We start from the raw sequence: 21,174 nt of genomic DNA on the forward strand, positions 1-21,174 counted from the left end.
CCTCCTTATACTCGATATGTCTGAAACTCATTCTCGCAAGGATGACCGTCGGTAATACTGAATTCCAACTGACGCGGAGCCAAGATATAAGCGTAATGAGTGCTTAGGTTCGCATCGGCGTGCTGACAGATAGGGGCTTCATGGCTTTTGAGCACTTCTTGAAGCATATGTTTATCAAATTGCTCCGGATTTCTTGAAAGCGTCTTGCTTAAATAAGTAAATCTAGCGTGCGAATTTTCTTGAATACCGTCAATATTCAATCCCTGAAATTCTTTCATTTCTTCCGAAATAAAATGATTCGTGCAGAAGAGAACCGAATTGACCGCAGAACGCACATTCTGGTACGAACCCGATTTTTCCACGACAGCGCTATTTCCGTCCTGATCGAGAAGCATCATATTCAGACCTTTGCCGGCCATTTTGCGAGTTTCGAAAAATTGAATTGCCTCTGAGACGTTCTTGCAGCGGGTTAACGCCGGTCTCGGACAGATCAAAGTCGGCAACCCGGAACCGTCCTGGTTTGGCGCGACCGGGGCTGACGATTGTCCGATGGCAAGCCCGTGATGATTCATTCCGACTTCGATCCATACAGTTCCAACCCAACCGATCGCGATAAACCGCTGACCGTCGTGCGTGGTGGTTTGCTGCAGCATATAATATTTGTAATCATCGCCAATATCGCTTGTTTTTCCCAACAGTGGCCCATCCGGATTCTGATTGAGCACGATGTTGGTGCAATTCGGACCTAATGAAGACACTGCCGAAGCCGCATGCAGTAAAAATATTTCCTGGAGATCGACCGCCGCCGCTTCGCTTATGCCAACCATCTCTTCAATCAAGTCAGGCTCAAATTGCTTTGTATAAAAATACATCTGAGTCAACAGTTTACTCACATCATCTAACTTTATGCTTGATAAGAACATCGATCTCGATAGCTCCAAGAGCTCATGAATTTGCGGTCGAAAGGATTCACCTTGTACTCTACCGCGTTCCTTTGGTGTACCGGACATGGATATGTGAAGCATTTCATCAGCCTCCAAAATTGGTTATGTTTCCAACAAATTATCCTTTTGTCGCGCCGACGGTCATTCCGGAAGTGATTTTCTCCGACAAGACAGCAAAGATAATCATCGAAGGAAGCAATAAGATTACGACCCCCGCAAACATGCCGACCCAGTCGGAAGTGTAGGTCATCGTATTCTTCAAATTGTAAACGCCTAGCGACAACGTGCGTTTCGCCTCGTCGTTGATTAATACCAACGCGAGCAAATATTCGCTCCAAAGGATAATGAAGTTTAAGATGACCGCCGTTACGACACCCGGAAGCGCCAGTGGAAACATGATCTTATAATAGGTCGTAAATTCCGACGCGCCGTCAATCGCTGCAGATTCTTCCAATTCCGAAGGCAGCGATCTAAAAAAGCCCAGCAGCAAGAATATCGTAAATGGTAATGAAACGGCTGTGTATACTAGAATTAAGCCAGTGAGCGAGTTGGTTAAATGGATTTTGTTCAGCAGCGTGAACAGCGGGACTAGCAGCAGTTGGATCGGTACCCCCAACCCCGCTAGAAACAAGGACATAATCCCCGAATTGCCCCAAAATTTATACCTGGCCAATACGTAGGCTGCCGGCGCAGCCAAGGCAATTGTAAATACGATCGAGCCGCCCACTACCCAGACGCTGTTCAAAAAATAAGCGCCCATCTTCGCAGAAACCCATGCTGTCTCATAATTTTGCCATTGCAGCACGGAAGGCAAGCTCCAAACATTAGAAAATAATTCTTTGTTGTTTTTAAACGAAGTGTAAATCATCCAGATGAAGGTGAAAATCGTGAAAATGGACCAACCGCCCAATAACACGTAATACGGTAACTCGGCAAGCTGTCTTACGAACTTACGTTTATAAGCGGAATTCGTTCCTGACACGTGATCCCCTCCTCAAAATTCGATTTTTTCACGTCGCGAAGCAAAACGGATGATCGAGGTCCCTACAATGACCAACACGAGCAATACGACCGCCATCGAAGTTCCGTAACCCATTCTGAATATCGCCACACGCTTGCCGAACGCGATATCATACAAATAAATACTCACCGTCTGCGTCGCCCCGGAAGGCCCGCCTTCTGTCATCGCATATATCAAATCGAATGCTTTGATTGCGTTAATAAACCAAAGGACGATTACAACGACGATTGTATCCATGATCAATGGAATGGTAATCGTAAAAAATATTTTCCAATGCCCAGCCCCTTCCACTCTAGCTGCTTCAAACAGTGTCTCCGGAATTTTACTGATACCTGCCATCAGAATGACTAGGTAAAACCCTACATAAGTCCAGACCATCGCCGCCAGCACGGATGGAAGAGCCCAACTGGTATTCAGCCATGTTTGCGTCCAGGCATCTAGTCCTAATAACCTTAAAATACCGTTGATTAGGCCAAACGTATCATTGTACATGAATACCCAAAGTACTCCTAACCCAACGGCTGGCACGACATTCGGATAAAAAATGATGGAGCGCATCAACTTAGTGCCTTTCAGATTAGGCCTATTCAACATTCCCGAAAACAGCAGCGCCAATCCGATAACAAATAAACCACCGACAAAAGCTATCGTTAAGGTGTTCTTCAACGAAGTTAGAAACATGCCGTCTTTAAACAACTCTTTAAAATTCTTCAAGCCGACGAATTGCATCTGCGGAACAAATCCCGACCACTCGTTAAAGCTAACCCAGAGGGCCTGAAGCGTGGGGTAGAAAAAAAATAGACCGTAGATGATAACTGCCGGTGCTAAAAAAGGGATAATGATCTTCGACCCACCGATTTGCCTCATAATTCCCTCCCCTAGTATCCCGATCAGTTTAAGAACAGATCGGGACGCTATAAGTTTAATAGTTACTTCAATCTTATTTACTAGCGTAGTAAGCCTTTTGCTGTTTCACCATTTCTTCAATGAATTGTTCCGGCGTAATTTTGCCGAAAAATAATTGATCATCAACAGCCCACAGTACCCTCTTATCTAATTCGGCGAAATCCTTCTCCAAGCCGCCCCATTTTGCAACAACCTTCGTTGCTGTATTGAAAATCTCGGTCTGAGCGCTTAATCCGCTCGGCATTGCCGCATCCTTCAACGACCCAGGGGTACCCAATTGCACCAGCTTATCCATCTGCACTTTGGACGTTAAAAACTTCAGAAGCTGTGCGGAAGCGTCTTTATTTTTGGAATCCTTTAGCATAACCCAACCGTTCACCCATACTTCCGCTACTTTCCCATCATACTTGCCGAGGTCAGGGAACTTGAACATTTGCATATCGAAACCATCCGGTGTTTGCTTCGCTAATTCGGATGGCAGCCAAGCTCCGTTTAGAATCATTCCCGCTTTGCCGTTTACCCAGTTCACTTGGCCGGCTGGGTATGCGGAGCCTTCATAACCTTTGGCAAAATATTGTTGATCGACCAGGTAACGCAATTTCTTAGCCGCTTCAAGGAATCCCGGATCCTTCCAGGACTCGCCCGTTTTGTCTGCGGCTGCCGCATAGAGCTTGTCCGGTCCAACCTCGCGCATTGCAAGCCAAGCGAAATACCAGAAGTTATAGAACTGAATATTGCCGTCTGCAGCTAGCGGAGCGATTCCCTGCTGCTTAAAAGCTTCACATACTTGTAAGAATTGATCCCAGGTTTGCGGAGGCTGAAGACCCATTTTCTTAAACAAAGCAGCGCTGTAAAAAAATCCTGAAGTATAAGTATCCCTTGGCAGCACATAAATGCTATTGTCTTTATATTTCATTAGGTTTAATACATTTGGCGAAAACGTGTCCACCCAGTTTTGATCGGAATTGTACGCTTTCGTCGCCAAATAATTATCCAACGGAGCAGCAAGACCATTATCGACCAGGCCTGCCGTCAGCTCTGAGTTCGACTGCTCGACAAGATCGGGAACTTGGTTTGACATTAATTTACTTCGCAACGTGGTGATAACATCTCTGCCTGCCCAGGTCGGCTTTACTTTGATGCCCGTTTCTGTTTCAAATTGTTTAAACGCATCGTCTAGCCAAATTTGCAGCGGTTCGCCTTGACTGAATTCCGACCAATAATCGATGGTTACGTTTTGATTGCTTCCGGTTCCAGCTCCGGATGGAGTGCTTGTCGAACTCGTTGACGTGTCCGTTGGACTGGAGCAAGCTGAAAGCAATGAAATGGCTAAAATAGACGTTACAATCATTTTCCATTTTCTAATCATCGATATTCCCTCTTTTTCAGAAATTTTTTGGGACAAGTGAACCAAGTTCATGCAATAATAGAAATCGATTTCTTTTTACTTCAAAAAAATGTTATGCTTACGATCATTTGCACCACGAGTTCTATTCATAAAGAAAAGCTCTAGTTGATTGAATTTTAGTCTCCTCTCTTAATTTATATGTTAGTTTTAATAACATAATACTAACTAACATACTTCCTGTCAATAGAATTAACAATCAAACCGCAACATAACGATTGATTATGTTACTAACATGTTATATTTAATTACATACATTTTTTGAAATAAAATGTGGTGATTGATGATAATTACCTAGTTTTTCTAATTTTTTAGATATCGATTTCTATGAAAATTCAATATTCTAAGCGTTGGATGGCGCCCCTAACATTTTCAATTATAGATAGTCATACCTGTTATGAGAAGGAGTGAATAATTTCTAACTAAGTTACTTCAAGTTAACTATAGCTTGAAAATAGAAAGATAATACAAACCACCGAACGTTCTCTAATCTTTAGATAAAGATTATTTCAGAGAAAAATTCGATTACATACTCTTTTATGAAAGCAAAAATACACGCAATCTAACCGCTTGCTAACTTTAAGGTTAGTTACTTATCCTTTTTTCACTTATTTTCTTCTTCACTTTCGAGAAGTATACTAAAGGGGTTTCTAGTATCTAGCAACAAAATAAGGAGGAAAAAAGTTGAATACATTTTCATTTTATAACCCCACCCAAATTATATTCGGTGCGGGAATGGTTGACCAACTCGGGAAACAGGTCGCAGCATTAGGCAGCAAAAAGGTGTTGCTCGTATACGGTGGGGGTAGCATTAAAAAGAACGGCTTGTTTGACCGCGTTCTTTCGCAACTCGAGCAAATTGGAGCTAAGACGGTCGAATTGCCCGGTGTGGAACCGAATCCTCGGGTAACGACGGTGCGTAAGGGCATTGAGCTTTGTCGTTCCGAAGGCGTCGATTTGATTTTGGCTGTAGGCGGAGGCAGCGTGCTGGACGCCGCTAAAGCCGTCGCCGTTGGCGTGCCATACGAAGGAGACGTATGGGATTTCATGATGCGCAAAGCTGAAATTACAAGTGCACTGCCTCTCGGCACGGTGCTCACGCTTTCCGCCACTGGGTCGGAAATGAACGGAAACTCCGTTATTACGAACTGGGAAGAAAAACTGAAGAAGTCGTTTGGCAGCATTCACGCTTTCCCTAAATTTTCGATCTTGGATCCTACCTTAACTTACTCGGTACCTTCAGACCAAACAATTAACGGGATCGTTGACATGATGTCTCATGTATTCGAGCAATATTTCAGCCAGACTCCAGATACGCCTCTTCAAGAGCGCTTGTGCGAATCGATCCTTCAAACGGTAATCGAGAACAGCGAAATTGCGCTTAACGACCCGATAAATTACGCTGCGCGTGCAAACCTGATGCTTTGCGGTACCTACGCTTTGAACGGCGGGATGATCAGCGTTGGCATGCAGAACGACTGGGCCACTCATATGATTGAACACGAAGTAAGTGCGATTTATGACATCCCCCATGCTGCAGGACTTTCCGTTCTGTTCCCGAGCTGGATGCAATATGTGTACCGTGAACGCTTGGATCGCTTTGCCCAATTTGCCGTCCGCGTTTGGAATGTAGATCCTGTGGGCAAGAGCATGGAAGAAACGGCTCTCGAAGGTATTCAAGCTACCCGGGCATTCTTCACGCGCATTGGAGCGCCGGCCTGCCTTACGGAACTTGGCATCGGCGAACAAGAGTTGGACCGCATGGCCAAGGAAACCGTACGTTTCGGACCAGTCGGCATGTTCAATCCACTCTCCGAGCAAGATGTCAAGAATATCCTGCAAATGAGCTTATAATATAACAATGTGAACGAAACCGACATCCTGTTCGCTGTTACAAAACTACAAAACAAAAGGAGTCGGTTTCAATTATCAGTAATTCCACAAAATACGTTGGTTTAGACGTGTTCAAATCAAAAGTTGCTGTGGCTATTGCTGAAGAAGGCGGAAGAGACAGCTGTCATTATTTTTCTTTTGAGCTTACCGGCGGTCCGGTTAGTCCTACCCTCTGAATAGTCAATTTTACTTCTACAGAAACATCTGTTTTTGAGAATTCATCATTCCAATTGTCCTTTATTTTTTTCCAGTTATATGGATATTTCCGGTGAATGGCTGTACCAAAATTAAAAACATCCGTACCATACTGCTTTTGTACTTTTTGAATAACATTTAAAACTTCCTTTTCTGTGTTCTTGTTTAATGTGTCCTCCAGGAGTTTAAGATTCTTGGATTTGCTTATGTCTAAATTGGTATTATTTTCCCTCATCATCCCCTTGCCGGATAGGGTGATCTTAATTTTCTTATCGATCATGTCAGGCTGAATTTTACTTTTTAACTGAACGGCCTCAACGACAAAAGTCCCTTTATCCTCAGGTAGAGAAGTCGACAGAATCTTAGCCGTAATACCTCCAACGATCCACCGCCGTAAGAAAGCATCATTTGCAGATAAGTATCCGACCATTTTTAGTTCCCTATCGAAGATAGCAATGCCTCCAAGTGCCCATTCTTTGGAATTACTTTCACCTTTAACACTTCCCATCTCCAAGACAGGAAGGATTGGGTTGCTCTCCACTCCAGAGGCTGCCATTAGGAAATTTCGTAATGTTGTTTCAGGCTTAACGCCAACATTTTCATGTGTTTTTATCAAAGCCATAGATGGAATACGTTCAAAAGGATAAGGCATTTTTAGAATATCAAGTGCCTCGCCGCCTTTTATAACAAACATATCCGAACGCAAACGAATATCCGGGTTGCGGACGTATTCATCAATTACATCATGAATACCGTGTTTCGCTAATTGCTCTCCCACAAAGATTGCTCTGCGATGGCCTCCGAAAGACATACGAGAAAGCTTCTTTTGAATGGCATCCGCAGCTTCCAGGATATTTTTTCCAGTTCCTGTTTTCACGATGTATGGCGAACCTTGGGCTGATCCACCTCTAGGACCAGCCAGTTTCGACGGGACAACGATTTGAGCGCTTCCCCGATAAGAACCATTATCTAGGTGATCCATTCCCCATCCCAGCACAAAAGCACGGTCGTTTAACTCTACCCGGTCCCAGCAGCCTGCAATAATAAACATGGAGAGTAACATAATCAGACTAGAAGTAATCCGTCTCATGCGTTCTCCCCTTCCTTCTTTGTATTCTTGCGGATTGAACCGACAAACCATAATAACAGTGGAATCAATATATAATTTACTGGAAGAACAAAGGGGATTAAGTATTTCTGGTTGTATTCAATCCCGAAAAGTTCGTTAGCAGGCAGCATGGCTAGGATAAGAACACAAGGCACTACGAACCAAAGCAATGCTCGCCAATTTCGGATCTGAAAAAATTGCGCAGTCCCATAGCAGCATAAAAACACATATAAACACATTTTAATAAAAAAACTGGCCATCCAGACCACGATAATAATTACATCCACGTTTTGGATAAACTCCATCATGGAAATAAACCGGACCACATCATAAAATGAATAAATCATCTGACTTGAGAAATTAGGTCCGAACGTCATGATGACGAATAGAGTAGCGATAAAAACAAAGCTGACCGCAAGACCCACTCCCCATATCGCTTGCGATTGCCCTTTCCTTGGTTCATTCATAAAGGATATGAGCATCGTCACCATAAAAGTTTCCGCCAACAGAGAAGTTGGCGATAGGGAGCCTTTCATGATATCCTTCCAACCGGAATCAGCAAAGACCGGAAGCAAAAGATGCCAATCCAGATTGTTCAAGCTCAGACAGAAAATGAAAAGAAGCATGATACAAATCACGGGCCCTATTACCTCGCTGTACCGTGCTATTCCCCCTATGCCACCTTCATATATTCCGTACAACACGACGAGCAGCATGGAGAGAGTGAGAATTAGTAGGGGTGTCCTGTGAAACAACGCGAGGTGAATGAAATCCGAGGATCTGCGTATAATAACAGCCGATCCTGTATACCACTGGAGAAAGTAAGTAATAATTACGATCTTCCCAAGCCATTTCCCCAAGATCGTCTGGGTATATACAATAAAGGTTTGATTAGGATAAAGAACGGAAACCTTGGCAGAAACGTATGTAATTCCAATACCAACTACCCCGGCAATCAGGACAGAAATCCAGGCGTCTTGTTTAGACTCGGCTATAGCCTGCGTTAATCGAAGTAAAATCATCCCAATTTGCATAGAAAATATTAACCAAAACATCTGGAATCCGGTTATTTTCAAGTCCAAATTATCCTTCCTGCACGTTTTAAGTTTGCTGCTTCCCTTTATTTTCAGACGGTGCTTGTCCTTCAGGTATACGTTGCTTGTCCTGTCCGGCAATTTCCCGAGGAAGATTATACATCGACCAATGAGGTGCGCGTACAAAAAGTTCCTTGAATAGTTCACCTGGAATCTGCGGGGCCGCCGGAGTGAAATACGGAACGCCAAACGAGCGAAGGTTAACTAAATGGATGAGCAAGACGAGCATGAATAAACCCATCCCATAAAAACCAAGCGTACCTGAAAAAATTAACATGGGAAAACGAAGAAGCCTCATGGCTGTCCCGAAATTATAGCGTGGAATAACGAAAGATGCGATTCCAGTCGTTGATACAACGATGACCATCGGAGCGGATATGATCCCCGCACTTACTGCTGCATCCCCTATAATAAGGGCTCCTACAATGCTGACTGCGGCACCAACAGCTTTAGGTAAACGAATACCCGCCTCTCTTAAAGCTTCAAACATGAATTCCATTAATAGGGCTTCCATCAATGCGGGGAATGGGATGCCTTCCCGGGCAGCTGTGATACTTAGTAATAATTGAGTTGGAATTAACTGCGGATGGAAGGTTGATGCGGCAACGTAAACCGAAGGAAAAAGTAGCGATACGCTTAGCAATAAAGACCGAACAAACCGAATGGCAGACATAATCAAAAAATGTTCATAGTAGTCTTCTGCGGATTGTAGAAACCCCCAAAATGTGCTGGGAACAATAAGCGCAAAAGGACTTCCATCCGTAATAATTGCCACTTTGCCCTCCAAAAGGTTTGCAGCAACAACATCGGGACGTTCCGTATTCTGCACTTGCGGAAAAGGTGAGTATGGACGGTCTTGAATGAATTCTTCTATATACTCCGAGTCCAATATTCCGTCAATCTGAATTCGGCTTATTCTTTTTCGGACTTCCTCCAACACAGATTCATTTACAGTCCCCTCGAGATATGTGATGACGACATCCGTCTTCGAGAGCTTACCGAGGGTTAACGACTCCATTTTGAGCTGCGGATTCCGAATTCTTCTTCTTAATAAGCTGGTATTTACCTGCAAGGTTTCCGTAAATCCTTCCCGGGGACCGCGAACAACTCCTTCTGCCACAGGTTCTTCAATTGCGCGTTTTTCAAAACCGCTCATCTCAGCAAGTAACATATTTCTTTCGCCATCAGCCAGGATTGCAATATGACCTCGTAAGATGTCATCTATTGCATCTGCTACTTGATTAACCAATCTTGTTTTCCCGGTAGCGATAACTTGTTGATTAATCATTTGTCCGATACTGTCCAGCTTAACCAGACCTTGCGGCAATCCTTCGAACGTCAATGGTTTAAGGATGGTTAGATCTAGAGTTTTTGAGTCAATGAGTCCATCTATAAAAATCAGCAGAAGTTTATTCTGATCCTTTATTTGGATAAAGCGGAACACAACATCGTAACAATTTTTGAAGATATCCCTAAGCATTTGTTCGTTGTGTAAAATGTCCGAGCTGAATTCTATATCCTTTAGACTGGAACTTATTTCATTGGAAACCTCAGCTTTGTTCAATGTTTTCGTATATGTAGAAGTTTTCATCAGCCATGATTTGAAAATCCCTCTTTTCATAAAATCCTCCGGCTTAAAAACTAAACTTTATGGACCTTTACATTGTTATTCCCATTAAAAATAATATCATTCCTAAATTAACCATATGAACTGAATTATCAATGCACGAAATGGGAGAATAAGCCTTCTATCCTGATAGATGGTTATCCAGCATTCATACAGGATCAACAGGGACGCGACGACTACGGCATCATTTGCTGAAAGTTCCTAATCGCCAAACAAACTAAAGCTCCGGGCTCCATATTAAATGGAATCCGGAGCTTTGCGGCAACGAGTCATCAAATCGTTGCGCCTAGTGCAGGAAAAATTCTGCTTCCAGCCTACTGCCTACGTGCACAAGCACATAGGGCACACGAGACTTAAGCTTTTTCAATCGCATACCCTTTACTATGCCTCTGACACCGATACCTCTTTAGCCACCCGGCGGGGAGCAGGAAAATTCATCAAAAGGAAGCCAGCAATGAATACAAGTGTTCCTCCGATCACATACTCGGTAATCGGCTCACGAAAAAACAGATAAGACCACAGAATACTAAACATTACCGAACTGTTGCCCACAATGGCGATGATCGCAAAAGGTACCCGCTTCATCGCTTCAGCAAACCAAAAGAAGCTTAATCCCGTAATGACCCCAAGCAATATGAGTGCGACCCAAGCATATAACGTGAAAGTGCCGGTAAAACCTTCCGACTGGATCGGTACCGGCAAGGCAACAAGAAGTGTGCTCCAGAAGAAGACGGAGAAATTCATATTACCTGAGTCCATCGTCCGCACTAGCAGCCTCTGGCTCAACACATGTACGGCGGCACCAATTCCTGACAATGTGAACAGCAGCGTTGTCAGTCCGCTGCTCTGTATCAATTCATGAAGCGGCAATCCGTTCCATCCGACAACGATCACCCCAACCACGCAGAACGCTGCGGAGAGCCATCCACGTAAAGTCACCCGTTCCTTGAACAGCAGGCTTGCAGTGATCAGTAACGTAACCGTCTGTACCGGCTGAACAAGAATGTTTCCATACGAATATCCGATTGTGATGGCGATATTCTCGAATATGTAATTGGCGGATTTGCCAACAGCTCCGAGCCAGATCCATTTCAGACCCGTCCGAAGCCGGATGCGCCGATCCTTAATCAGCAGTAATATGCCGAGGAAGACGACACCGAAGAAAAATCGGGAGAACGTAATAATGGAGCTATCCACCATCGTCGACGCGGTCTTAACCAAAACACCTACGAAGCTCCAGGCCAATGTGGCAAGAAGGAGCAGAACATAACCCAAGCCATTCACCTTCTTTGTTGTGTTAGTTTACCTGGGCTTATGGGGAATTTCACACCAGTAACCAGAAAATTCTCATGCATTAACCGTCCGTTGATCGGTACATCCCCACGTCGATCTTCTCAGCTTCTAACGAAACGCCATTCAGATCAATAATATAACCGACAAAACGGTGTACGCGCCCTGAATCATAATCCAGTGTGAAGAAGCGCTGTCGTTTTTGCCGATTCCTCTGCTCGCACCTGTAATCATGACAACCGGTTGTGATTCCCCCACTTCTATTTCCCCCTTCAGTACTGCAGCTCAATTTTGCAAGGCGTATCTATTAATGATATAGAATAACGCCAATTATTTTAAGTACTGAAATATAGTTTAATAAGTTACCTTGAAGTAACCATAGCAGTAAATACTAACTTTATAGGCAGTTAAGACGATGGTTCCAGGAACCAAAGAAGGAGATTGCACAACTCTGCTGCTAGTCATTGCGTTGTTCGAAATTCATAATTAAAAAAAGATCAGGCCGCAGTGGTAGCCTGATCTTTGTTATCATCAAAGTTATTTTGTTTAAATATTGATTCCCATTTGATTTTTATATCGTGTAATCAATATTTGACAATCAACACTCATTATCCCCGGAAGTACATAAAGTTTTTCCTTTAAGAACCTTTCCATTTCCTGATTATTTGCAAACACCCCGTGCATATGAAGCTTACTTGGACCCGTCATATGATACACAGCTGTCATGAAAGGGTCGTCAGCAAGTGTTTCAGCGACTTGCTCCAAATATTTCGGTTCAACTTCCACGTTCAAAAAGGCGGATACAGCCATACCTATGTTTTCAGTGTTAATTACGATTGTAAATCTTTCAATAATATTGTTATCCATCAAGGCATTCACCCTTGCTTGAATGGCAACACGGGAGAGTCCGACTTCTTTAGCAAGATCGGTATAAGAGATCCTACCGTTATCATGAAGTAAGGTAATGATTTTCTTGTCAATATCATCAATTTGAATATTGGACATATCAAAAGGTAAACTATTGCTCACAGTATGATCTCCTTAATAATAAAAGTGTCTTATAGAAAGAGTATACTTCAAATTAACTAACAATCATACTTGTTGAAAATTGAAAATGAATGGGAAATAGCTCCGTTTTGCCCGACACAGTCTAAAGTGGAAGCAGGAGCACAGTCCATTTAGAAAAAGCTTGTCTACGTCTTCTATAGTTTGAAACTATGGGGTTGCGTGGATACCGCCGCCATTGTTTAACATGGCTGTAACTGCAATTCGATTAACATTTCATCGTTTAAAGTTGCGTTTACCCCCATCGGCTCCCCCATAATTTCATTTCATTTAGTACCTTATGTAAGTCCCTTCCTTTTTCAGTCAACTCATAGTCTACTGTTATAGGAACTGTCGGATAAATGGTTTTCACAATTATTTGTTTTTTTTGCAAATGGCGAAGTGTGTTGGACAGCGACTTTGAATTAATGTTACTGATAGTCCTTCGTAATTCGCCAAATCCTTTTTTTTCGCCTAATAGTTGTTTTATAACGAGAAAAGACCATTTTCCCTCAATAATATCGAGAGCCTTTTCAATGGAACAAATAAGGTCAACTGCCAAGAGATCACTATTTGATGTTATTTTCAATTTTTCATCTACTCTCTTTTTTGGTGTATGACAGAACTTAAAAGCAATTGGCAAAAAAGCTTCAAGAAAACCGATATTTTTGCGAAAGTTGAGGCGCGCATTCGGAATAGGAAACCTAAATTATTTCCTAAGAAATAATTTAGAGTCGACACACTGTTAGTAGTTTTCACCAAACTAATATTTTATTTAAAAATTCAATAAAAAAGAGGATCGGTCGATTGATATGACCGCATCCCTAGTTTAGGAGCTTAATATTATTATTAATTATTCGCGAACCTGAGTTGTTATCAATAGGATTTTATTCATTTCATTAAGCGAACCGTACCTTTTAAGTGCTCGGTTATTGTGCTTTTTCCAGGGCGGGAATGTCCACATAAATTCTCTTCCAGTATTCAATTCCCCTTACGAACCCAATTCCCCTCGCACGGCGAGCTTGATGTTTTTGGATTTTTGTGCAAAGCCAAAGTAAGCCAGCAGCGCCAATAGACTGGTCGACAGGATGATCACGCCCATGGGAACGGCCGAATATTCCCCGGCAATACCAACCAACGGAGACGTGACTGCGCCAAGCAGGAACGGCATCAGACCTAGCAGCGCCGATGCGCTTCCTGCCATATGGCTTTGGGATTCCATGGCCAGCGAGAATGCGGCAGTGGACGTAATCCCAATCGATGCAACAAAACAGAACAGCGGTGCAACCAGGGCTAACAGCGGCCCGTGCAGCAAAATAACCACCAGAGCCGTCAAACTGGCAGCCGCTGACAACAGCAGACCAAAAACCAGGAACCAACGCTCCGAAATGACATGATTCAAGCGGCCCACAAGTTGGGAACCGATAATCAGGCTGATACCGTTTGAGCCGAACAATAACGCAAACAGCTGCGGAGATGCTCCATAAATCTTTTGGTAAATAAATGGCGTTCCCGAAACGTACGCGAAGACGCCACCGATCATAATACCCTGTGCCAGCGCGTATCCGAGAAACTCACGATCGCGAAGCAGTGTTATGATCCCTTTAAACAGCTGATCCAAATTGCTGGACATCCGATTCTCTGGTGGCAGCGTCTCTTTCAAGCCCGCGGTTGCCAAAATAACCAGCACGATTCCCACCGCACCTAAAACGATAAAAACGCCAACCCAAGTCGTAAATGAGATCACGGCGCTTCCCGCCACTGGCGCGATGAGCGGAAACAAATTGTTCACCAACATCAGGAGGGAAAAAAACCGTGTCAGCTGCGTCCCGCTATACAAATCGCGAATGACCGCCCTAGAAATCACAATCCCTGCGGAGGCGGCGAAGCCCTGAATAAAACGTGCTACAACAAAACAATAAATATTCGGCGAAATCGCGCAAACAAACGAAGCTGTTAAATAAAGAATCAGCGATAAAATAACAGGCCTGCGTCTTCCATGCACATCGCTCAGAGGGCCCATAATAATCTGCCCCAGCCCAAGGCCGATCAGGCAGGCAGTAAGACTCAGTTGCACCAGCGACGCTCGCGTGCCAAAATCCGACGCAATTTCAGGAAAAGACGGCAAATACATATCAATCGTCAGCGGCCCCAAAGCTGAAAAAGCACCTAACAACAGTACGAGTCTCCGGCTACTTTTTTTCTCTTTTTGCATGTTTTAGATTACTCCAATCCTATTTCTTTTATATCTACGTTAGATAGAGGAGTATCAATCGGCTTGGCTTGCCTTCAAGACCTCTTTCTCAGCACGATGCGCAAACCATGTGGCCAACAGAGAACCAGAAATGTTATGCCATACACTGAAGATTGCACTGGGAACGGCTGCGATCGGGCTGAAATGAGCCGAGGCCAGCGCAGCTCCGAGACCGGAGTTCTGCATTCCTGTTTCAAACAAAATCGCCTTGCGTTTGCTAAAATTCATCCGGAACAACTTGGCGAACCAGTACCCCAATAAATAGCCGAGGCTGTTGTGCAAAATAACGACCGCAAAAATAATCAAGCCGCTTTCGATAATTTTAGCTTTGCTACCACCTACAACAATAGCCACAATGATGACAATCGCCAGTGTAGATACGAGTGGAAGCGCCTGGACGCTGGCCTCGGCCTGCTTTTTAAACAAACTCTTGACGATAAGACCAAGAAGAATTGGGAAAATAACAACCATCAAAATATCCTTTATAAGCGCCCCGCCATCAATCGGCATCCAGCGTCCCGCAAGCAGGCTGATTAAAGCTGGTGTAGCAATCGGTGCGATAAGTGTGGAAACGGAAGCGATGGAAACACCAAGCGCAACGTCGCCTTTAGCAAGTAGCGCCATCACATTGGAGGAAGTGCCGCTCGGGCAGCAGCCGACGAGAATGACGCCAACTGCTATTTCTGGCGGCAGCTTCAACACAATCGCCAGCACATAGGCGAGCAGCGGCATAATAATATAATGGCCGACAACACCAATCAACACTTCTAACGGACGACGAAATACTTCACGGAAATCGGCAGAGGACAGCGTAAGTCCCATTCCGAACATGACAATGCCAAGAAAAATAGAAATGTAGCCCTTTAGGGGCTTAAAGACCTCAGGCCAAAAAAATCCCAGACAAGCAAATACAATAACCCATAGAGAAAATGTCCCTCCTACAAAGCGGCTTACTTTTGCAACTGCGCTCATTCAACCAACCCTCACTTATGATGTAATATGAGTCTTTTATTCGACAGCTATTTTGCGAATATCTGCAATTGTAGTATCGTCCAAAATCAGATCGATGGCTGGCAATACGCTTAAGATGTGGCTCGGCTTTCGAACGCCTACAAGAGCGCTAGTCAAAGCCGGATGGGCTAGATCATATGCGATGGCAAGCTGCGGCATGGTAGCGCCAAACCGGCTCGCGATAACTTTCAGTTTCTCGACACGGTCCACATTTTTCCTCAGACCCTCCCCCGTATGTGCAGCGTTACGGGAGCGCCAGTCGTCGTCTGAGAATTTGGTTTCGTAAGTGTAATTTCCTGACAGGAGACCTGAGGTTAACGGGCTGTAAGCAACGACGCCGATTTCTTTCTCCAGACAAAAAGGTAGAATCTCCTTCTCAACGGCAGGCCTTAGTATGGAATACGGCGGCTGAAGTGAATCAACATGTCTAACGGAGAGTGAATCTTCCAATAACGGAACATTGTAATTACTTACACCTACATAACGTACTTTGCCGTCTTGTACAAGCTTATCCATGGCGCGCATAGTCTCTTCCGCCGGAGCGCTCGCATCCGTATCCGGCCAGTGCATTTGATACAAATCGATATAGTCGGTACCTAGACGACGTAGTGATGCTTCAGCTTCGCGAAGGATGGAGTCGTAGGTTCCGTTCTTGGAAATGTTATTGTTCTCGTCCCAAACCAGACCGCATTTAGTCGCCAACACCACTTTGTCTCGGTCGCCTTTCAACGCTTTCCCAATAACTTCCTCGGAATGCCCTAGTCCGTACACTGCCGCAGTATCAAAAAAGTTGATTCCGTTGTACAATGCAACACGCACGCTTTCAACGGACAACTCATCGTCCTGGTTGCCCCAAGCGCTCGCCCAGCCTCCTCCCCCGATCGCCCAGGAACCGAAGCCAATAACTGAAATTTCAGGACCATTTTTGCCAAGTTTACGATATTTCATAAACAAATCTCCTCCTGATTCTACACTATGTGCAGTTTTGCATTTTTTAATTGTCGATGTGGTAAACCTCTATCTTTTATCAAAATAGCCCGCTCGTTTCAGAAAAATCGAGTCGACTCGTTCGACAATTTTTCCGCTCTCCTCGGATTTCTGTCTCACTTCGATCCATTCCTTGTCCTGTGAGAACGTTACCCACTGTCTTGTCCGTTCTTCGATGCTTTCGTATTTCATCGTGTAATAGAGTTTGGGTTGTTCCTCCATATCTTCCCAGAAATCACATATCTGCATGCCCAATCTGTCGAAAATACCAATCGTATGATCGGAAAAGCGTTTTCGTATTGCTTCGATTCTTCCTGGAAGAATCGTATAAATTCTCAATTCGTAAATCATTCATCAATCACCTCAGATCAACTAACGTTTGTTCAATTATAGATAATCATTCCTGTCCTGAGAAGAAGTGAAAAAGTTTATACTAAGTTACCTGGAGTTAACTGTTCAAATTACGTAGCTTGAAATAAATATTGATATTGGTAGCCGTTTGTCTTTGTGCTATCGTTCCCTTTTGGATTAAGAGGTCAGCCAGTTTCTTCTGGCTGACCTCTCTGTTTGAGGAGAATATTTAACAGTGCCAAGGTAGAATGTCACTCAACGTGGTACCATCCTCCCTTGTGTTAGACTGTTTACCCCTACTTGAATAAACACAATGTTTAAAGCTGGTTGAGATAACGATCTCGAATAACAAAGGAAGCTAAAACAGCGCAAAAAGGTTTAAGGGCTTCATGCAAATACAACATGAGTATTTCACAAGAAAATGAATCCTGTAATTGGGCCAGTCCAGCTCTTCCTCTACTAGCCGGAGACGTATGTTGTCCCGTTTACATTCAACACGTTTATACCTTTTGCGCTTACAAGCCCATTGTCCACTTTCGTTCTCGAAATTTGAAGATCCGGAAGTCGCTCGTCAATCAACTCCGATTGGAACGCTTCGGATAGGATCCTGCCATCGAAGCCGGATTCCGTACGAAGACCGATCAAATGACAGGCCGTCGGAGCGATATCGACAATGCCGCAAGGAATATCGGAAACATGGCCTTGCTTGAAGCTGCTGCCGACACCCAAACAAAAAGCATGTACATCGTACGGGCTCGCCGTGCCGTGCGTCGAATGAATCAAAGAGGATGTAAGAGCATGAATCGTGCCGGGAACTCCATATTCATTCGTCGAGTTATCCCATTTGGGCTGGATCGCAAGAAGCGGAGCGCGATTATGTTTGATTGGTCCGAGTAAAAGCTCCAGCGGCAGGACGCTAGGTAAATCGCAGAGTAATGGATCTCCGGAGAAAACGGTATCGCACCACTCCTGAGCTTGCAGCCAATTTACGACAGCAGTGATATCCAGTAACGATGGTTCTTGTCCCTCGGAAGCGTAGATATAATGTCCGGATGTAACAAACTGGGATTGCAGCCCCAATTCATCGAACACCTTTTGCAGATGTCCCTCCAGCGACCCCTGCGCTTGCAGTGTCGAATGACCGTGGTCACTGATCAGGAAGATGTCCAGTTGATCACTTAGACCTTCTTTTTCCACTGCATTTAGAACATCCGATACGCAATGATCGATCAGTTGGAGCGCTTCTTTGCTTTCCGGAGACCCGAGTCCGTAATTGTGCTGGCTCATGTCCGGTTCGGATAACCATAAAACCATTACTTGGTTATCTGGGTTTTTCAAATGAATATCAGTCAGCGCCCGTACAGCCCATAATGCGCGTTCCTTCTTCACATTGGTTAGCTCTTCCGGAACGGGGCCAAGCCGGTTATGAAGCTGTTCAAGCTCGCTTATTCCATACCAAGAAGACGGATTGATGACCAGTTCTGGATGATTCAAGTTCCACAAGAGCGAGGCTCCCGGCGAGCTGGAGGCGGCTACTGCGAGACATTTCCCTTGTTCGTGCAGCCGGTCCCCCAAGGTGGGAAGCAGGATGAACGGCTCGGATTTCATCTCCCTATATGACAACAAATGCTTATCGTTTCCTGTTTGGACAAACCCGTCCTCGCCAAAGCCAGGTATATATTTCAGATTGCTGACTACACCGTGGCTGCCGGGGTAACTACCGGTCGTGAGCGTCGTCATGCTGACCCGCGTTTCTGATGGAAAAGCAGCATGAAACGAAGTGAACAGCGTGCCGCGTTTCATCAGTTCGGCATAGGTCGGCATAAGCTCGGGATCAAAGCTATCCGGTCTCAAGCCGTCCGTTCCTATAATCAGCACACGACGATCCCCTGTATGATCCCTTTCATGTAAATTCATCCTATAGCCCTCCAATCTTTATTTATATTCAATTTATTCAGCCTTATCAAAGAATCTCCGAACTGCTCGGCTTTTAAAACAAACGGGAAACGGTCAAGACTTAAGCACAAATCGAAATCTTCAGTCGGTGCGGAAGCTTCTCCGCGGACGTCCAGAAACTTGCCGGTCTTGCTTTCGTGGCGCATGTAATGGACGATGGCTGCAAAATCATTGGGCTTGCCTTCCAGCGCGTTTTTCACATAATTCGCGAATAACGTATCTTCATCCGCCTCTTCCAACGCTTCCCACCCCATGCAAACCAAGGACACCTGGTCCGGATTCATCCCGCGGATGTAATCTATGATCGCTTGCGCGTTGACAAAACTTCCTGTAATGATTTCATCGGCGTGAACCGCATTTACAATTCCTTGCGTACCTGCACTTGTCGTATGCACTACGGTTTTGTCTGTAAAATCAACGGATTTCACAGAGTAAGGGGAGTTGCCGTAATCAAAACCAGGTTGAATGAGTCCTCCCCTTTCCCCCATCAAAATATAATCGGGATTTTCCCGCTTCAGTTCATAAGCCGTCTCCATACTTCCAACCGGAAACAGGTCTTTAACACCGTTGTCCATTACATAGCAGGCGACCGAGAAAGCTCGAAATACATCGATGATGACCGTTAAGCCTTTCGCCTGCTGCGCACCTTCGACGAAATGATAGATATTGATTTCCATAAACGTATGATGTTCCTTCCCGGTGGATCCGTGTAATCCATTGTTATTTGATGTAACTTCTAATCTTATCAGCCGCTTCCTTCATCGCTTGCTCGGCAGGGATATTGGTCGTAACTGCTTTTTCCATGGCTTTGTCGATTTCCGTCTCAATCCGTTTTGTTTGTTCCAGTGATGGCACTTCTTTGGCATAATCCAGCTGTTTCAAAGCAACGGTAAAGAGCGGAAATTTTTTATAATAGTCTTGCATCTCCGTCGCTTTCTCCGCGGAGTCGCGTATTGTCAAATAACCAGATTTTTGCGAGAAGAAAATGGTCTGCTCCTTGGATGTCATAAACTTGATAAACTTCCATGCCGCATCCTGCTTTTCCTTGGTTGTCTTGGCCAAAATCGCTAAGTTAGCTCCACCCGTCGGAGTCGCGTATTCATTGAATTTCGGCAGGAATGTAGCGCCAAGCGAGAACTTCGCGTTGTTCATTACAGTCGAAAGACTGGCTGTACTGCCGATGAAGAAGGCGACTTTGCCGCTATAAAAACCTTGATCCAAGCTTTGACCTGCACCTGTGCCGCTTGTGCTTGTTCCACCGACAGGAGGCATCATGCTCTTATCTTTATTAACCATATCGACCCACAACTGCAATCCACGCGCCGCTTCGGGTTGGTCAAGCAGAACAGTCTTCATGTCAGACCCGAGAACATTGCCGCCGGCAGACCAAATCATCGAATAATCGTACCATCCCGACATACTGGCGGCAAAGCCGAAGCGCTCAGTTTTGCCATTATTGACAATCGTCGCTTTTTTCGCTGCGGTAACAAGTTCATCCCACGTATGCACCGGATCTTCCGGATTGAGGCCGATTTCCTTCATAATATCTTTATTGTAGTACAATATCGGTGTGCTGCGGTTATAAGGCAGCGTATATTGTTTGCCGTTCAATGCAGTGTTGACCATCAAGCCTTTTTTCAAATCAGCGGCGTTAAAGTCCTTATCGTTTTTTACATAGTCGTCCAAGGCTAGCAGGGCGCCGTTTTGGGCAAATGCCGGCCAAACACGCGTATTGAGCTGGACTATATCCGGAACGTTTCCGGCCACAACGGCAGCCTGCAATTTCTCCCCGGTTACGTCATAACTTTGCTGGAACACCGGTTTGACGATAACCTCAGATTGTGATTGATTAAACGTGTCGATTTGCTCTTTCAGAACGTTTCCTAAATCGCCGCCCATAGCATGCCAAAATTCGATTTCGACGGGTGCTTTATTCGTTGTCGCAGCAGAACTTGCAGGATTGGCAGACGTGCTAGCGTTACTGGTAGCAGCAGGCTTGGAGCTTGCGCAAGCCGAAGTGAGCATGGCAAGAGAGGTTAACATAATAATACTTTTCTTATTCATATGAAGTTGCTCCTTCTCAATTAG

19 protein-coding genes are annotated in these 21,174 nt (G+C 44.6%); 1 reads left to right on the forward strand and 18 read right to left on the reverse strand.

The window, feature by feature from the left end; translation table 11 throughout:
* Positions 1-5: 5 nt before the first annotated feature.
* From AC58UW_RS01725 to AC58UW_RS01740, 4 genes are all read right to left on the reverse strand, one after another.
* Positions 6-1,025, reverse strand: a complete 1,020-nt coding sequence (locus AC58UW_RS01725; protein WP_497418996.1) for a C45 family autoproteolytic acyltransferase/hydrolase — start codon at positions 1,023-1,025, stop codon at positions 6-8.
* 37 nt (positions 1,026-1,062) lie between these two features.
* On the reverse strand, positions 1,063-1,926 hold the full coding sequence (locus AC58UW_RS01730; RefSeq protein WP_497418997.1) for a carbohydrate ABC transporter permease: 864 nt from the start codon (positions 1,924-1,926) through the stop codon (positions 1,063-1,065).
* A gap of 12 nt (positions 1,927-1,938) precedes the next feature.
* Positions 1,939-2,832 (reverse strand): carbohydrate ABC transporter permease, encoded by an 894-nt coding sequence (locus AC58UW_RS01735; RefSeq protein ID WP_497418998.1) that lies wholly within the window; start codon positions 2,830-2,832, stop codon positions 1,939-1,941.
* Between the two features lie 73 nt (positions 2,833-2,905).
* Positions 2,906-4,240, reverse strand: a complete 1,335-nt coding sequence (locus AC58UW_RS01740; RefSeq protein ID WP_497418999.1) for an ABC transporter substrate-binding protein — start codon at positions 4,238-4,240, stop codon at positions 2,906-2,908.
* Positions 4,241-4,960: 720 nt separating this feature from the next.
* On the opposite strand from AC58UW_RS01740, the gene AC58UW_RS01745 reads away from it, so the two are divergent.
* Positions 4,961-6,130, forward strand: a complete 1,170-nt coding sequence (locus tag AC58UW_RS01745; RefSeq protein WP_497419000.1) for an iron-containing alcohol dehydrogenase — start codon at positions 4,961-4,963, stop codon at positions 6,128-6,130.
* Between the two features lie 166 nt (positions 6,131-6,296).
* Here AC58UW_RS01745 and AC58UW_RS01750 read toward each other — a convergent pair whose 3' ends face one another.
* From AC58UW_RS01750 to AC58UW_RS01815, 14 genes are all read right to left on the reverse strand, one after another.
* On the reverse strand, positions 6,297-7,454 hold the full coding sequence (locus tag AC58UW_RS01750; RefSeq protein WP_497419001.1) for a Ger(x)C family spore germination protein: 1,158 nt from the start codon (positions 7,452-7,454) through the stop codon (positions 6,297-6,299).
* Positions 7,451-8,554, reverse strand: coding sequence for a GerAB/ArcD/ProY family transporter (locus AC58UW_RS01755; RefSeq protein WP_497419002.1), 1,104 nt, complete (start codon positions 8,552-8,554; stop codon positions 7,451-7,453). The genes AC58UW_RS01750 and AC58UW_RS01755 overlap by 4 nt, the downstream gene beginning before the upstream one ends.
* 19 nt (positions 8,555-8,573) lie before the next feature.
* Complete coding sequence (locus AC58UW_RS01760) at positions 8,574-10,157, reverse strand: spore germination protein (RefSeq protein ID WP_497419003.1); 1,584 nt, start codon at positions 10,155-10,157, stop codon at positions 8,574-8,576.
* Between the two features lie 417 nt (positions 10,158-10,574).
* Positions 10,575-11,468: a DMT family transporter gene (locus AC58UW_RS01765; protein ID WP_497419004.1), complete on the reverse strand. Its 894-nt coding sequence runs from the start codon at positions 11,466-11,468 to the stop codon at positions 10,575-10,577.
* 141 nt (positions 11,469-11,609) lie between these two features.
* Entirely contained in the window at positions 11,610-11,741 is a 132-nt protein-coding gene (locus tag AC58UW_RS01770) for a hypothetical protein (protein WP_497419005.1), read from the reverse strand.
* Positions 11,742-12,029: 288 nt separating this feature from the next.
* Positions 12,030-12,488, reverse strand: coding sequence for a chromate efflux transcriptional regulator ChrS (gene chrS / locus AC58UW_RS01775; RefSeq protein ID WP_497419319.1), 459 nt, complete (start codon positions 12,486-12,488; stop codon positions 12,030-12,032).
* 295 nt (positions 12,489-12,783) lie between these two features.
* Positions 12,784-13,089, reverse strand: a complete 306-nt coding sequence (locus tag AC58UW_RS01780) for a winged helix-turn-helix transcriptional regulator (protein ID WP_497419006.1) — start codon at positions 13,087-13,089, stop codon at positions 12,784-12,786.
* A 429-nt stretch (positions 13,090-13,518) separates the two neighbouring features.
* A complete protein-coding gene (locus AC58UW_RS01785) occupies positions 13,519-14,742 on the reverse strand; it encodes a multidrug effflux MFS transporter (protein ID WP_497419007.1) in 1,224 nt (407 codons plus the stop codon).
* Between the two features lie 54 nt (positions 14,743-14,796).
* Positions 14,797-15,753 carry a bile acid:sodium symporter family protein gene (locus tag AC58UW_RS01790; RefSeq protein WP_497419008.1) on the reverse strand — a complete coding sequence of 319 codons (957 nt, stop codon included), beginning with the start codon at positions 15,751-15,753 and terminating at the stop codon, positions 14,797-14,799.
* Between the two features lie 36 nt (positions 15,754-15,789).
* The gene (locus AC58UW_RS01795; protein ID WP_497419009.1) at positions 15,790-16,740 is read right to left on the reverse strand and encodes an aldo/keto reductase; all 951 of its coding nucleotides are present in this window, start codon (positions 16,738-16,740) and stop codon (positions 15,790-15,792) included.
* 69 nt (positions 16,741-16,809) lie between these two features.
* A complete protein-coding gene (locus AC58UW_RS01800) occupies positions 16,810-17,130 on the reverse strand; it encodes an NIPSNAP family protein (protein WP_497419010.1) in 321 nt (106 codons plus the stop codon).
* Between the two features lie 459 nt (positions 17,131-17,589).
* A complete protein-coding gene (locus tag AC58UW_RS01805; RefSeq protein ID WP_497419011.1) occupies positions 17,590-19,047 on the reverse strand; it encodes an alkaline phosphatase family protein in 1,458 nt (485 codons plus the stop codon).
* Positions 19,044-19,763, reverse strand: coding sequence for a 2-phosphosulfolactate phosphatase (locus AC58UW_RS01810; protein ID WP_497419012.1), 720 nt, complete (start codon positions 19,761-19,763; stop codon positions 19,044-19,046). The genes AC58UW_RS01805 and AC58UW_RS01810 overlap by 4 nt, the downstream gene beginning before the upstream one ends.
* 43 nt (positions 19,764-19,806) lie before the next feature.
* On the reverse strand, positions 19,807-21,150 hold the full coding sequence (locus AC58UW_RS01815; RefSeq protein WP_497419013.1) for an ABC transporter substrate-binding protein: 1,344 nt from the start codon (positions 21,148-21,150) through the stop codon (positions 19,807-19,809).
* Positions 21,151-21,174: the final 24 nt, after the last annotated feature.

The sequence above is a fragment of the Paenibacillus sp. J22R160 genome (genome assembly GCF_059692135.1).

Excerpts from the sequence above, each read along its gene's own strand:
- AC58UW_RS01725 (WP_497418996.1), bottom strand. The coding sequence starts at position 1,025 with ATGCTTCACATATCCATGTCCGGTACACCAAAGGAACGCGGTAGAGTA.
- AC58UW_RS01735 (WP_497418998.1), bottom strand. The coding sequence starts at position 2,832 with ATGAGGCAAATCGGTGGGTCGAAGATCATTATCCCTTTTTTAGCACCG.
- AC58UW_RS01740 (WP_497418999.1), bottom strand. The coding sequence starts at position 4,240 with ATGATTAGAAAATGGAAAATGATTGTAACGTCTATTTTAGCCATTTCA.
- AC58UW_RS01750 (WP_497419001.1), bottom strand. The coding sequence starts at position 7,454 with ATGAGACGGATTACTTCTAGTCTGATTATGTTACTCTCCATGTTTATT.
- AC58UW_RS01760 (WP_497419003.1), bottom strand. The coding sequence starts at position 10,157 with ATGAAAACTTCTACATATACGAAAACATTGAACAAAGCTGAGGTTTCC.
- chrS (WP_497419319.1), bottom strand. The coding sequence starts at position 12,488 with ATGTCCAATATTCAAATTGATGATATTGACAAGAAAATCATTACCTTA.
- AC58UW_RS01785 (WP_497419007.1), bottom strand. The coding sequence starts at position 14,742 with ATGCAAAAAGAGAAAAAAAGTAGCCGGAGACTCGTACTGTTGTTAGGT.
- AC58UW_RS01790 (WP_497419008.1), bottom strand. The coding sequence starts at position 15,753 with ATGAGCGCAGTTGCAAAAGTAAGCCGCTTTGTAGGAGGGACATTTTCT.
- AC58UW_RS01795 (WP_497419009.1), bottom strand. The coding sequence starts at position 16,740 with ATGAAATATCGTAAACTTGGCAAAAATGGTCCTGAAATTTCAGTTATT.
- AC58UW_RS01800 (WP_497419010.1), bottom strand. The coding sequence starts at position 17,130 with ATGATTTACGAATTGAGAATTTATACGATTCTTCCAGGAAGAATCGAA.
- AC58UW_RS01805 (WP_497419011.1), bottom strand. The coding sequence starts at position 19,047 with ATGAATTTACATGAAAGGGATCATACAGGGGATCGTCGTGTGCTGATT.
- AC58UW_RS01810 (WP_497419012.1), bottom strand. The coding sequence starts at position 19,763 with ATGGAAATCAATATCTATCATTTCGTCGAAGGTGCGCAGCAGGCGAAA.
- AC58UW_RS01815 (WP_497419013.1), bottom strand. The coding sequence starts at position 21,150 with ATGAATAAGAAAAGTATTATTATGTTAACCTCTCTTGCCATGCTCACT.